This window comes from Streptomyces drozdowiczii, from assembly GCF_026167665.1.
GTDB lineage: Bacteria > Actinomycetota > Actinomycetes > Streptomycetales > Streptomycetaceae > Streptomyces > Streptomyces drozdowiczii_A.
Genome location: NZ_CP098740.1, coordinates 1,657,715 through 1,669,747 on the forward strand (window position 1 = coordinate 1,657,715; position 12,033 = coordinate 1,669,747).

At 73.6% G+C, this 12,033-nt stretch carries 12 protein-coding genes; 4 read left to right on the forward strand and 8 right to left on the reverse strand.

Features of this window, described 5'->3' with window-relative positions:
- Window positions 1–281 precede the first annotated feature (281 nt).
- Complete coding sequence (sepH, locus tag NEH16_RS07260; RefSeq protein WP_265540325.1) at window positions 282–1,340, forward strand: septation protein SepH; 1,059 nt, start codon at window positions 282–284, stop codon at window positions 1,338–1,340.
- Between the two features lie 80 nt (window positions 1,341–1,420).
- Here sepH and NEH16_RS07265 read toward each other — a convergent pair whose 3' ends face one another.
- Window positions 1,421–2,251 carry a sulfurtransferase gene (locus tag NEH16_RS07265; RefSeq protein ID WP_265540326.1) on the reverse strand — a complete coding sequence of 277 codons (831 nt, stop codon included), beginning with the start codon at window positions 2,249–2,251 and terminating at the stop codon, window positions 1,421–1,423.
- 229 nt (window positions 2,252–2,480) lie between these two features.
- Between NEH16_RS07265 and NEH16_RS07270 the strand changes: the two genes are divergently transcribed.
- Window positions 2,481–3,257 (forward strand): VOC family protein, encoded by a 777-nt coding sequence (locus NEH16_RS07270; RefSeq protein WP_199879148.1) that lies wholly within the window; start codon window positions 2,481–2,483, stop codon window positions 3,255–3,257.
- Here the strand turns inward: NEH16_RS07270 and NEH16_RS07275 are convergent.
- A complete protein-coding gene (locus NEH16_RS07275; RefSeq protein ID WP_265540329.1) occupies window positions 3,229–3,675 on the reverse strand; it encodes a hypothetical protein in 447 nt (148 codons plus the stop codon). The two genes, NEH16_RS07270 and NEH16_RS07275, sit on opposite strands and share 29 nt — an antisense overlap.
- Before the next feature lie 99 nt (window positions 3,676–3,774).
- Between NEH16_RS07275 and NEH16_RS07280 the strand changes: the two genes are divergently transcribed.
- Window positions 3,775–4,131 (forward strand): MerR family transcriptional regulator, encoded by a 357-nt coding sequence (locus NEH16_RS07280; RefSeq protein WP_073967442.1) that lies wholly within the window; start codon window positions 3,775–3,777, stop codon window positions 4,129–4,131.
- Between the two features lie 3 nt (window positions 4,132–4,134).
- Here the strand turns inward: NEH16_RS07280 and NEH16_RS07285 are convergent, their stop codons facing one another.
- From NEH16_RS07285 to NEH16_RS07300, 4 genes are all read right to left on the reverse strand, one after another.
- Window positions 4,135–4,785 carry a thymidine kinase gene (locus NEH16_RS07285; RefSeq protein WP_265540331.1) on the reverse strand — a complete coding sequence of 217 codons (651 nt, stop codon included), beginning with the start codon at window positions 4,783–4,785 and terminating at the stop codon, window positions 4,135–4,137.
- 53 nt (window positions 4,786–4,838) lie between these two features.
- Window positions 4,839–6,029: an alkaline phosphatase family protein gene (locus tag NEH16_RS07290; protein WP_265540334.1), complete on the reverse strand. Its 1,191-nt coding sequence runs from the start codon at window positions 6,027–6,029 to the stop codon at window positions 4,839–4,841.
- Window positions 6,029–6,625, reverse strand: a complete 597-nt coding sequence (locus tag NEH16_RS07295; RefSeq protein ID WP_018105373.1) for a DUF5998 family protein — start codon at window positions 6,623–6,625, stop codon at window positions 6,029–6,031. Before NEH16_RS07295 ends, NEH16_RS07290 begins: the two co-directional genes overlap by 1 nt.
- A gap of 89 nt (window positions 6,626–6,714) precedes the next feature.
- The gene (locus NEH16_RS07300) at window positions 6,715–9,603 is read right to left on the reverse strand and encodes a bifunctional GNAT family N-acetyltransferase/acetate--CoA ligase family protein (RefSeq protein WP_265540337.1); all 2,889 of its coding nucleotides are present in this window, start codon (window positions 9,601–9,603) and stop codon (window positions 6,715–6,717) included.
- Between the two features lie 173 nt (window positions 9,604–9,776).
- Between NEH16_RS07300 and NEH16_RS07305 the strand changes: the two genes are divergently transcribed.
- A complete protein-coding gene (locus tag NEH16_RS07305; RefSeq protein WP_018105371.1) occupies window positions 9,777–10,058 on the forward strand; it encodes an HPr family phosphocarrier protein in 282 nt (93 codons plus the stop codon).
- A 187-nt stretch (window positions 10,059–10,245) separates the two neighbouring features.
- Here the strand turns inward: NEH16_RS07305 and NEH16_RS07310 are convergent, their stop codons facing one another.
- Window positions 10,246–10,950, reverse strand: coding sequence for a GntR family transcriptional regulator (locus tag NEH16_RS07310; RefSeq protein ID WP_265540339.1), 705 nt, complete (start codon window positions 10,948–10,950; stop codon window positions 10,246–10,248).
- Between the two features lie 209 nt (window positions 10,951–11,159).
- Window positions 11,160–11,999: a M23 family metallopeptidase gene (locus tag NEH16_RS07315; RefSeq protein ID WP_265540341.1), complete on the reverse strand. Its 840-nt coding sequence runs from the start codon at window positions 11,997–11,999 to the stop codon at window positions 11,160–11,162.
- Window positions 12,000–12,033: the final 34 nt, after the last annotated feature.

Below are 12,033 nucleotides of genomic sequence, written 5' to 3' on the forward strand. Positions count from 1 at the left end.
GGCCGGACACCCGCGCGGGCGTCCGGAACCTTCGGGAGGGGGCCGAAGGAGGCACTCGATCCGGCGGCGCACGGCATCGCACGGCGGCCAGCTACACGGAGTGACCATCGGTCACTTTGCGTTGCGCAAGGGCTACCGTGGCATACCGGCGATCAAGGGCTCACGCCCGACACGCCGGGCAACACGGCAATGTTGTGGCAGGCTGCACCCGGGCAGGCCACACTCGACTAGCGGAAGCAGCGACGCACGTGACGTCGGCAGGCACCACCCGGGAGGTCCCCATGCCCGAACTGCGTGTCGTGGCCGTCTCCAACGACGGCACACGACTGGTGCTCAAGGCTGCGGACAGCACGGAGTACACGCTTCCGATCGACGAGCGGCTGCGAGCCGCCGTGCGCAACGACCGCGCCCGGCTCGGCCAGATCGAGATCGAGGTGGAGAGCCACCTCCGCCCGCGCGACATCCAGGCACGGATACGAGCCGGCGCCTCCGCCGAGGAGGTCGCCCAGTTCGCCGGGATCCCCGTCGACCGTGTCCGCCGCTTCGAGGGCCCCGTGCTCGCGGAGCGCGCCTTCATGGCCGAGCGGGCCCGGAAGACTCCCGTGCGCCGTCCCGGCGAGAACACCGGCCCCCAGCTCGGCGAGGCGGTGCAGGAGCGGCTGCTGCTGCGCGGCGCCGACAAGGAGACCGTCCAGTGGGACTCCTGGCGCCGCGACGACGGCACCTGGGAGGTCCTGCTCGTCTACCGGGTCGCGGGTGAGCCGCACTCGGCGAGCTGGACGTACGACCCGCCGCGCCGACTGGTCCAGGCCGTGGACGACGAGGCCCGCTCGCTGATCGGCGAGACGGACGAGGTCGCGGCGCCCGAGCCCAGCTTCCCGTTCGTGCCCCGGATCGCCCGGCTGCCCCGCGACCGGCCGCTGGACCGCGCGCTGGACCGGCAGATCGAGCGTCCGGCCCCGCCGCCGCCCCCGGAGCCGGAGGAGCGGATCGCCGGGGTGACCGCGAGCGAGCGTGACTCGCTCACCAGCCTGCTGGAGGCGGTCCCCAGCTTCCGCGGTGACATGGTCGTACCGGAGCGGCCCTCGCCGCCCGATCCCCCGGCGATCGAGCCGCCGGACCGGGAGCCGGAGGCCGAGGAGCCGCCCGCCGCGTCGGCCGGAGCGGGCTCCGCGTACGCGGACGTGCTGATGCCGCGCGCGGTCGCCGGTCACCGCGACCGGCTGACGGGGACGACGGACCGGCAGGCCGAGGCGGACGGGGTCCGGCCCGGGCGCAGAGCCGCGGTGCCCAGCTGGGACGAGATCGTCTTCGGCACCCGCCGCAAGAAGCAGGACTAGACGGCATGGCAAGGGCCCGTACGCGAGCGCGTACGGGCCCTTGTGCGTCGCGCTCGCGCGACGGAGTGCCGTTAGCTGGGTCAGCTGGGGTCGGGTCCGGTGGCGACCGGGCGCGACTCGTCGGCCGACCAGTGCGACCAGGAGCCCGCGTAGAGGGCGGCCCGATGCCCGGCGAGCTCCAGCGCCAGCACCTGCTGGGCCCCGGAGACGCCCGAGCCGCAGTAGACGCCGACCTCCGTGGTCTCCCCGGCCACGCCCAGCCCGGCGAACCGGGCGGCCAGGCGCTCGGGGCTCAGGAAACGGCCCTCCGCGTCCACGTTCTCGCCGGTCGGCGCGGAGAGCGCACCGGGGATGTGGCCGCCGACCCGGTCGATCGGTTCCACATCGCCCCGGTAGCGCTCGGCCGCCCGCGCGTCGAGCAGGACGCCCGAGCGGGCGAGGGCCGCGGCGCCGTCCGCGTCGAGCAGGGGCAGCGCTCCGGGGGCGGGGGCGAAGTCGCCCTCGGCCGGGTCCGGGGTCTCCTTCGACAGTTCCCCCGTCCAGGCCGCGAGGCCGCCGTCCAGGACCCGTACGTCGGAGTGCCCCGCCCAGCGCAGCAGCCACCAGGCCCGGGCGGCCGCCCAGCCCTGACCGCCGTCGTAGACGACGACCGGGCCGTCCCGGCGGACGCCGGCGCGGCGCATCGCGGCGCCGAACTCGTCCGGGTCGGGCAGCGGGTGGCGGCCACCGGTGCCCGCCGGACCGGCGAGCTCCGCGTCGAGGTCCACGAAGACCGCGCCGGGGATGTGCCCGGCCTCGTAGTCGGGCCGGCCGTGCGGGCCGCCCAGCTGCCAACGTACGTCCAGGAGCACCGGCGGACGCGGCCCCGCCAGTTCGCTCGCGCATTCGGATGCGGAGATGATGGGCTTCATGCGTGCCATCCTCGCGCACACGCCCGGCTGCCCGTAACAACAGCCAAGCGGGTATACCAGGACAAACCAGCCCCCTGGGGCGAGATCCCGGACATGACGGCGCGGCCGGAGCGCATCCCGCGCCCGGTGGTGCAAGCATCTGCACGGGGCGTACCCGAGTCGCACCGCACCCCGGCGCGCCGGCCCCGTTTTCCCGTACGGCCACCACGATGGTCCGAGGAGAGTGACGATGACCGAGGCTGCCGCTCGGCGTGCACCCGGAACACCTTGCTGGGTGAGCCTGATCGTGCACGGCCTGCGCACGACCCAGAACTTCTACGCCGAGCTGTTCGGCTGGGAGTTCGGCCCCGGCCCCGAACAGCTCGGCCCGTATGTGCGGGCGCTGATCGGCGGGAAGGAGGTCGCGGGCATCGGCCAGCTGCCGCCGGACCGGCACCTCCCGATCGCCTGGACGACCTACCTGGCCACGGACGACGCCGATCAGACGGCCGAGGCCATCCGGGCCTGCGGCGGCACGGTCGGCGTGGGGCCGCTCGACGCGGGCGAGGCGGGCCGCATGGCCATCGCCTCCGACCCGGGCGGGGCGGTCTTCGGGATCTGGCAGGCCGCCGCGCACATCGGCACCGCGTTGGCGGGGGCGCCCGGCACCCCGGTCTGGAACGAGCTGGTGACCCGGGAGACCTCGACGGTCGCCAAGTTCTACCAGGCGGTCTTCGGCTACGAGGCCAAGGCCGTCGTCTCGGCGGACTTCGACTACCAGACCCTGCATCTGCGGGGCCGCCCGGTCGCCTCCCTGCACGGCGTCGGCCACGCATCGCTGCGCGACCGGGGGCCGCACTGGATGACGTACTTCGAGGTGGCCGACACGGACGAGGCCGCGCAGCAGGTGGCGGAGCTGGGCGGACAGGTCCTGACCCCGCCGAGGGAGGGCCCGAGCGGCCGGGTCGCGACGGTCGCGGACCCGGAGGGCGCGGTCTTCACGATCCAGCGCTCCGTGGCGCGCTGACGGCACCCCGTACGAACCGCCAGGGCACGAGCTGGACGACGCCGAACGCCACTTCGGCCACCAGGAACAGCCAGAGCCAGTAGGGGGCGCCCTGGGCGAGGGCGTACGCCTGCCACAGGGCGAACAGCGTGCGCGCGAGGCCGTCGTACAGACCGTGCGCCGGCAGCGGCCGGAGGAGGCGCAGGAGCGCCCAGACGACCACCACCGAACCCATGAGGTTGGCGTAGAGGGTTTCTACCGGGTCGAGGGCGGGCAGAGCGCCCGCCCCGATCTCCTCCCCGAGCCGGGACAGTGCACTGTGCACCAGCCCGTACGTCCAGGGGGTGGCGAAGCCCGCGGTGACGACGAGGTCGTACCACGCGCTCGCGCGTACGAAACGCGGATAGGCGGGGTGGGAGGGCGTGACGGTACGGAACACGGTGGGGCTCCTGACGGCTTCCTTCACGGACGCCCCCGACCGTAAACACTGGAGTACTGTCCAAGGTCAAGTCCGCGAACCCAGAGGGTGGGGAGAGCCGTGCGTATCGGGGAGTTGGCCGCGCAGACGGGGCTGAGCAGGGACACCATCCGCTTCTACGAGCGGACCGGGCTGATCTCCGGGCAGCGACTGCCCAACGGCTACCGCGACTTCCCGCCCGAGACCGTCCCCTGGCTCGCCTACGTCCGCACCGCCCAGGCGCTCGGCTTCTCCCTGGCCGAGATCGCGCGCACGGGCGAGGAGTTGCGCGACGCGCCGGACAGCGCGCAGGCGCTGTCCGCGCTGTTCGAGGAGAAGATCGCGGTCATCGACGCACGCATGGCCCAACTCACCGCGCTGAGGGCCGACCTCAGCGAGCGCGCCGGCACGGGCTGTCCGCTGCGGGCGGCGGGCTGAGCGTCAGGCGGAGGAGACCGGCAGGACGTCCGGGGAGAGTGCGCCCGCCCGGGCGGAGGCGGCGGTGGCGCGGCGGCGGTGGTGGCGGCGGCACAGGACCTCGTAACCGACCTCGCCCGCCGGGCGGTTCACGTCGCCGACGACGACCTGTGCGCCCTCCACGACCATCTCGCCGTCCACGGTGCGGGCGTTGTGCGTGGCGCGGGCGCCGCACCAGCAGAGGGCTTCGACCTGGAGCTGTTCTATGCGGTCGGCCAGCTCGACCAGGCGCTGGGAGCCGGGGAAGAGCCGGGTGCGGAAGTCCGTCGTGATGCCGAAGGCGAAGACGTCCATCTCCAGGTCGTCCACGACCCGGGCCAGCTGGTCGATCTGGTCCGGGGCCAGGAACTGCGCCTCGTCCACGATCACGTAGTCGACGCGGCCGCCCTTGGAGAGCTGGGCGACGATGTACGCGTACAGGTCCATGTCCTCGTCGGCCTCGACGGCCTCCGTGACCAGGCCGAGGCGGGAGGAGAGCTTCCCCTCCCCCGCCCGGTCGTCCCGGGTGAAGATCACGCCCTGCAAGCCCCGCGCCGAGCGGTTGTGGCCGATCTGGAGGGCCAGGGTGCTCTTTCCGCAGTCCATCGTCCCGGAGAAGAACACAAGCTCGGACATGAGGGGTTGAGCACCTTTCGGGACGGGAAGAGCGAACGGCTGAGCGGAACGGGCTACGAGCGTACTTCGAGGAGCGGGACGAACTGCTCGACGGGGGTCATGGAGCCGTGCATGCCGACCATGGCCGACTCGTGCGGCTCGTTGCGCGAGGCGGTGATCACCACGTCGTCGTGGGCGGCGGCGACCACGTCGCCGATCCTGCCGTAGACCCGCTCGTCGACGGTCGGGCCGAACCAGCCCGCGGCGACGGCCTCGTCCCGGCTCGCCACCCAGAACTGCTCGCCCAGCACCTCGCGCCAGACGGCCAGCACGTCGGACGCGGCGCCCGGGACGGCGTACACATGCCGTGCCCGGCCCTCGCCGCCGAGCAGCGCGACTCCGGCGCCCAGCTCCCAGTCCTCGTCGAAGTCGATGCGGGACTGCTCGTCGAAGGGGATGTCGATCATGCCGTGGTCGGCCGTGATGTAGAGCGCCGAGCGCGGCGGAAGCTGCTCGGCCAGGCGCCGGGCCAGCCCGTCGACGTACATCAGCTGTCCACGCCAGGCGTCGGAGTCGGTGCCGAAGCGGTGCCCCTTGCCGTCGACCTCGCTGTAGTACGTATAGACGAGCGAGCGGTCCCCGGCGGCCAGCCGCTCGACGGCGGTGTCCATCCGGTCCTCGCCGCTGAGCCGACCGAGGAAGGAGCCGCCGCTGAGCGCGACCTTGGTCAGCGGGGTCTGCTCGAAGGCGGGGGCGGAGACCTGGGCGGTGCGCACCCCGGCCGCGTCGGCGAGCTGGAAGAGGGTGGGGTGGGGCTGCCACGCCTTCGGCGGGGTCCACGGCTTCCAGCGGAGCTGGTTCATCAGTTCGCCGGTCTCGGGGTTGCGGACCGTGTAGCCGGGAAGACCGTGCTCGCCCGGGGGCAGTCCGGTGCCGACGGAGGCCAGCGAGGTCGCCGTGGTGGCCGGGAAGCCGGCCGTGATCGGGCGGCCGGTGCCGCCGCGCGAGGTCGGCAGCAGCGAGTGCAGGAACGGTGCCTCGTCGGGGTGGGCCCTGATCTGCTCCCAGCCGAGGCCGTCGATCAGGAAGACGCAGTTCCGGTCGGCGGGGGTGAGTTCTCCGATGGCCGCCTCGAAGCCGGGAACCTCCTGGCCCGCGAGCAGGGTCGGCAGCAGATCGGCGAGCGAGCCGCTGCCGTACTCCGGGACGGGCGCGCTGTCGACGGGCAGCGGGACGAAGTCGTCCGGCCAGGCCGGCTGGGCCATCAGCGGCCGGCCGCGGGGGTCGCCACGGTGGCCTCGGAGAGCGCCTGGGCGAAGGCGAGGGTCTGGCGCACGGTGTCCGGGCCGTCGCCGGCCTCGCTGACCCGCAGGGACAGGTCGTCGGCGGTGGTGCTGCCGGTGTAGCCGTGGTCCGCCTCGCAGTTCGGGTCGCCGCAGGCGGCCGGCTCCAGGTCGATCCGGGAGACCGCGCCCCAGCCGATGGTCAGGACGACCTCGCGGGGCAGCGTGCCCGGAACATACTTCTCCGGGTTGGCGACGACGCGGCTGACCACGACCGAGGAGATCCGGTCCAGCTTGACCGACTCCGTCGAAGTGGTGGCGTACGGCGACGGGGAGCTGGTGTCCGCGTTCTGCTCGTCGGTATGGCTGACGATGAAGCGGGTGTCCGTGAGCACCAGCACCGTGACGTGCCGGCGCACCTCGTTGGAGTCGAAGGTCGTCTCCTGGTGCACCAGGTACGAAGCGACCGGCTCACCCCCCACGGCGGCCTCCACCGCCTCGGCCACGAGGGCCGGGTAATAGCCGCTGCGCTCGATCGCCGCGCGCAGCCCCTGGGTCGTCGTACCGGTCTTAGCCATGAGAACCATCCTACGGGGGCCGGATGGCTGCCGGGGACGCCGCCGGAGCCCCGCCCCGGCCGGTCCGGGGGACGCGAGCGGGGGCCGGGTCAGTAGTTGGACAGGCGGCGCGGGCCGAGGTCGTTGCGGGCCGGGGGCGGCGAGAGGCGGACGCTCGCCCCGAGCACCGAGAGGCCCTGCGGGGCGACCACGACCGGTTCCAGGGCGACGGAGACCACCTCGGGATGGTCGTCGACCAGCCGGGACACCCGCAGCAGCAGCTCCTCCAGGGCGGCGGTGTCCACCGGCGCCGCACCGCGCCAGCCGAACAGGACGGGGGCCGCGCGGATGGACCTGATCAGCTCGGCGGCGTCGCGGTCGGTGGCCGGGACCAGGCGGTGGGCGGTGTCGCCGAGCAGCTCGGAGGGCGCCCCGGCGAGGCCGAAGGAGAGCACGGCGCCCGCGGCCGGGTCGATGGTGGCCCGGACGACGGTGTCGACGCCGCGCGGCGCCATGGCCTGGACGACGGGCCGCAGCTCGGCCGGCTTGCCGAGCAGTTCGGTGAGGTCGCCGTACGCGCGGCGCAGGGCCGCCTCGCTGTCGAGGTCCAGGCGTACGCCGCCGAGGTCGGCCCGGTGGCGCAGATGGGGCGCGGTCGTCTTGAGCGCCACCGGGTAACCGAGCCGGGCGGCGGCGGCCACCGCCTCCTCCGGGCCGGGGGCGGGCAGCGTGGGGCGTACGGCGATGCCGTAGCAGGCGAGCAGTTCGCGGGCCTCGTCGTGGCCGAGCGGCACGCCGCGCGGGTCGGGGTCGGCGCCGAGCAGGGCGTCGATGCGGGCGGCGGCGCCCTGGGTGTCGATGGTGTCGTCGAGGAAGTCGGGCACCTTGCCGGGCACGGCCGCCTGGCGCCGCCACTGCGCGTACCGGACGGCCTCGGCGAGCGCCCGGACGGCGCGCTCGGCGGCGGGGTAGGCGGGGATGCGGCCGGTGCGGCGCGCGTCTTCGGGGGTGTCGGTTTCGGCTTCGGGGCTGTTGGTCTCGGGGGTGCCGGGCGCGGGTGCGGGGGCCCTTGTGGGTGCGGCCTGTGCCGCCGCCAGCGGCTGCGCGGCCGGGCGCTGCTGCGCCACCGTGCTGGTGGCGGCCGACAGCGCCTCCGCCAGGCCGCCGATCTCGACATGGACCACGGCGACCGGCTTGGCGGGACCGGCGGCGGCCGCCGCGTGCAGGGCGGTGGCCAGGACCTCGCCGTCGCCCGACTCCGCCTCGCCGTTCTCGCCGACCCAGGGGATCGCCGTGACGATCACGGCGTCGCACGCCCCGTCGGCCAGCGCCGCCGACAGCGCGTCCCGGAAGTCCTGCGGGGTGGCGGAGGTGGTGAGGTCGATCGGCGGGCGCGGGCGCAGCCCCTCCGCCAGGCACGCGTCGTACGTGAGCAGCCCCAGGGACTCCGAGTTGCCGAGGATCGCGACGCGTCCGCCCGCCGGGAGCGGCTGGTCGGCGAGGAGCAGCCCGGCGTCGACCATCTCCGTGACCGTGTCGACGCGGATGACGCCCGCCTGCCGCATCAGCGCGGAGACCGTGGAGTCGGGGATGCGGCTGACCGGGACGGCGTGACCGGGCGGGGTCGAGCCGCTGTGCCGGGCGCCCTTGACCACGACCACCGGCTTCACGGCGGCGGTACGACGGGCGAGGCGGGTGAACTTGCGGGGGTTGCCCAGCGACTCCAGGTAGAGCAGGGCGACATCGGTGTCCGGGTCCTCGTACCAGTACTGAAGGAAGTCGTTGCCGGAGATGTCGGCCCGGTTGCCGGCCGAGATGAAGGTGGAGAGGCCCGCGCCGCGCCGGTAGAGCCCGGAGAGCAGGGCGATACCGATGGCGCCGGACTGGGTGAACAGGCCGATGCGCCCGGAGGCGGGACGGTCCGGGGCGAGCGAGGCGTTGAGCCGGACCGCCTCGGAGTTGTTGATGATGCCGAAGGCGTTGGGCCCGATGATCCGCATGCCGTACGAACGGGCCTGGCGGACCAGTTCCCGCTGGCGCTCGCGGCCCTCGGCGCCCCACTCGGCGTAACCGGCGGAGAGGACCACCAGGCCCTGGACGCCGTGCTCGCCGCAGTCCGCGACGGCCTCCGGGACCCGGTCGGCGGGCACGGCGACGACCGCGAGGTCGACCGGGTCGCCGATCTCGCCCAGGGAGCGGTGCGCGGGGACCCCGTCGATGGTGTCCTGACCGGCGTCCAGGGCGCTGTTGACCGCGTGGACGCGGCCGGTGAAACCGGCGCCGAGCAGGTTGCGCAGGACGGTGCGGCCGACGCCGCCGGGGGTGCGGCCGACGCCGATGACGGCGACGGAGCCGGGGGCGAGCAGCCGCTGGACGGACTTGGCCTCGGCGCGCTGTTCGCGGGCGCGCTGAACGGCGAGGGATTCGGCGGTGGGTTCGAGGTCCAGGGTGAGGTGGACCGAGCCGTCCTCGAAGCTGCGCTGCTGGGTGTAGCCGGCGTCCCGGAACACCTTGATCATCTTGGTGTTGGCGGGCAGCACTTCGGCGGCGAAGCGCCGGATGCCGCGTTCGCGGGCGACGGCCGCGATGTGTTCGAGCAGGGTCGAGGCCACGCCCCGGCCCTGGTGGGCGTCCTGGACGAGGAAGGCGACCTCGGCCTCGTCGGCGGGGGCCGAGGCGGGGCGGCCGGTCGCGTCGATCCGGTCGTAGCGGACGGTGGCGATGAATTCGCCGCCCACCGTGACGGCCAGCCCCACCCTGTCGACGTAGTCGTGATGGGTGAAGCGGTGGACGTCCTTGGCGGACAGCCGGGGGTAGGGCGCGAAGAAGCGGTAGTACTTCGACTCGTCGGAAACCTGCTCGTAGAAGCTGACCAGACGCTCGGCATCGTCCGTGGTGATCGGCCTGATCCGCGCGGTGCCGCCGTCGCGGAGCACCACGTCCGCCTCCCAGTGATCGGGGTAGGCGTGATGCGGACTCTGCTCCGGAGAGGGCTGCATGGGGAAAGCCTACGGCTGTCGCACGGGTCGCGGGCGTGCCGGGGCCGGGGCAGTCTGAGGTCTCCGGACGACCGCGGGCGCGGCACTCGGGAGGGCCCGCGGGTCTGCCCGGAGCATCGCGCACCACATGAGACACTGGTCTAGACAACCGTTGATTCTTGAAGGGCAGAACCATGGCTGAGCGCCGCGTAAACGTCGGTTGGGCCGAGGGCCTGCACGCCCGCCCCGCTTCCATCTTCGTCCGTGCCGCCACGGCCTCCGGCGTCCCCGTCACCATCGCCAAGGCGGACGGCAACCCGGTGAACGCGGCCTCCATGCTCGCGGTGCTCGGTCTCGGCGCCCAGGGTGGCGAGGAGATCGTGCTCGCGTCCGACGCGGACAACGCCGAGGCCGCTCTGGACCGCCTGGCGAAGCTGGTCGCCGAGGGCCTCGAGGAGCTTCCGGAGACCGTCTGAACCCGAGCGGCCGACACCGCCGGAATTCTTACGGGAAAGCCGCGGCCCCCTGCATGGGGCGCCGCGGCTTTTTCGTGCGCGGGCCGAAGCCATGACGGCGCGCACCGAATAGGCGGGCAGCTGGGCGGGTAACGCCTTTTCCGGTTTTTTTTTACGCGCGCCTTTCTTTATTTGTACGCGCCCTTTGTTAATTCCGGCCGCTCGCGGTGTTTACGGCACGTTGCGAAGCCCTCACACGGCCGGCCCGGGGCACGGTGGCGGGGTGGACGGTGCGGCGGAGCCGGTGCGCGGCGCCGTGGCGTTCGGCGAGCTGCGCGGCCAGGGCCCGCGCCCGCTCCGCGTCCCCGCGCGCCACGGCGTCCACGAGGGCGCCGTGCTCGGCCCACGCCTCGGCCGGGCGGGCCGGCTGCTCGACCGCGTACATCCAGGCGATCTTGTGGCGGAGCTGGGTGAGCAGGGCGATGAGGCCGGGGCTGCCGGACGCCTGGGCCAGCGTCTCGTGGAACCAGCCGGCCAGGGAGCGGAGGTCCTCGCCCTCGCCCCGGCGGGCCCGCTCCTGACCGAGCCTGACCAGGCCGCGCAACACCTTGAGGTGGGCGTCCGTCCGGCGCTGGGCCGCACGGGCGGCGCTCAGCGGTTCCAGGAGCATGCGGACCTCCAGGAGGTCGGCGGCCTCCTGCTCCGTGGGCTCGGCGACGCAGGCTCCGGCGTGTCTCCGGGTGACGACGAAGCCCTCCGACTCCAGGGTGCGCAGCGCTTCCCGTACGGGGACGCGGGAAACCCCGTAACGCCGTGCGAGCACCTCCTCGGTGAGCCGGCTGCCGCGTTCGAAGACACCGGAGACGATGTCGTCACGGATTGCCGTGCATACCGAATGCGCCGGAACACGCATGTCCGAACCTCCGCCTCAATCCCCGCGAACAGCGGCCGATCGACACCTCTGCCGTGACTCTATTGCAATGCGCTCGCATTTCCGATGCCGGGCGGGAATTCATGAATATCTTTTGGTCGCGGCCGGGCGGCGGAAGCTGTGCGGCGGGTACGGGAACGGCGAAGGCCCCGGCGGGATGCCGGGGCCTTCGGTGGGGAGCCTGTGGCCGGTCAGACGTTGACGCCGTGGGCGCGCAGATAGGCGACCGGGTCCATGTCGGAACCGTAGGAGGGCGTGGTGCGCGCCTCGAAGTGGAGGTGCGGACCGGTGGAGTTGCCGGTCGAGCCGGAGAGCCCGATCTGCCGGCCGGCCGCGACGCTCTGGCCGACGGAGACGCCGATCGAGGAGAGGTGGCCGTACTGGGTGTACGTGCCGTCCGTCATCCGGAGCACGATGTTGTTGCCGTACGCCCCGCCCCAGCCGGCCTCCACGACCGTGCCGGCGCCGACGGCGACGACGGAGCTGCCGGACGCGGCGTGGAAGTCGATGCCGGAGTGGCTGCCGGAGGACCAGAGCGAGCCGCTGGACTTGTAGCCGGTCGTCACGTACGAGCCGGCGACGGGCAGCTGGTAGGACGAGCCCAGCGCGGTGCGGGCGGTGGAGCGGCCGGCGCGGGCGGACGCCTCGCGGGCGGCCCTGGCCTTCGCCTTCGCCGCCTCCTTGGCCTTGGCGGCCTTCTCGGCGGCCTTCTTCTTCGCGGCCTCGGCCTTCTTCTTGGCCGCTGCCTTCGCCTTGGCCGCCGCCTTCTTCTCGGCGGCTTCGGCCTGGTGCTGCTGCGCCGCGGCCTGGGCGTCGATCCGGTCGGCGAGGGTGTTCTCGATGGCGAGGAGCTGGGAGAGGCCGGTCTCGGTGGCGGCGGGGGCCGTCCCGGTGTCGGCGGCGAGGGCCGGGGAGGCCAGGGAGCCGATGACGCCTCCGGCGGCGAGCGTCGCGACGCCGACGGCCTTGGCGCCGGCGCGCGTCAGGCGGCTCGGGGCACGGTGCTTCCCGGTGGCACGGGTGAACGCCATGGGGTGGCTGGTCCTTTCCTTCCTTCTCGCCTAC

Coding starts and splice junctions, on each gene's coding strand:
- NEH16_RS07305 (WP_018105371.1), top strand. CDS start 9,777: ATGGCTGAGCGCCGCGTAAACGTCGGTTGGGCCGAGGGCCTGCACGCC.
- sepH (WP_265540325.1), top strand. CDS start 282: ATGCCCGAACTGCGTGTCGTGGCCGTCTCCAACGACGGCACACGACTG.
- NEH16_RS07295 (WP_018105373.1), bottom strand. CDS start 6,625: ATGGCTAAGACCGGTACGACGACCCAGGGGCTGCGCGCGGCGATCGAG.
- NEH16_RS07270 (WP_199879148.1), top strand. CDS start 2,481: ATGACCGAGGCTGCCGCTCGGCGTGCACCCGGAACACCTTGCTGGGTG.
- NEH16_RS07285 (WP_265540331.1), bottom strand. CDS start 4,785: ATGTCCGAGCTTGTGTTCTTCTCCGGGACGATGGACTGCGGAAAGAGC.
- NEH16_RS07300 (WP_265540337.1), bottom strand. CDS start 9,603: ATGCAGCCCTCTCCGGAGCAGAGTCCGCATCACGCCTACCCCGATCAC.
- NEH16_RS07315 (WP_265540341.1), bottom strand. CDS start 11,999: ATGGCGTTCACCCGTGCCACCGGGAAGCACCGTGCCCCGAGCCGCCTG.
- NEH16_RS07310 (WP_265540339.1), bottom strand. CDS start 10,950: ATGCGTGTTCCGGCGCATTCGGTATGCACGGCAATCCGTGACGACATC.
- NEH16_RS07290 (WP_265540334.1), bottom strand. CDS start 6,029: ATGGCCCAGCCGGCCTGGCCGGACGACTTCGTCCCGCTGCCCGTCGAC.
- NEH16_RS07265 (WP_265540326.1), bottom strand. CDS start 2,251: ATGAAGCCCATCATCTCCGCATCCGAATGCGCGAGCGAACTGGCGGGG.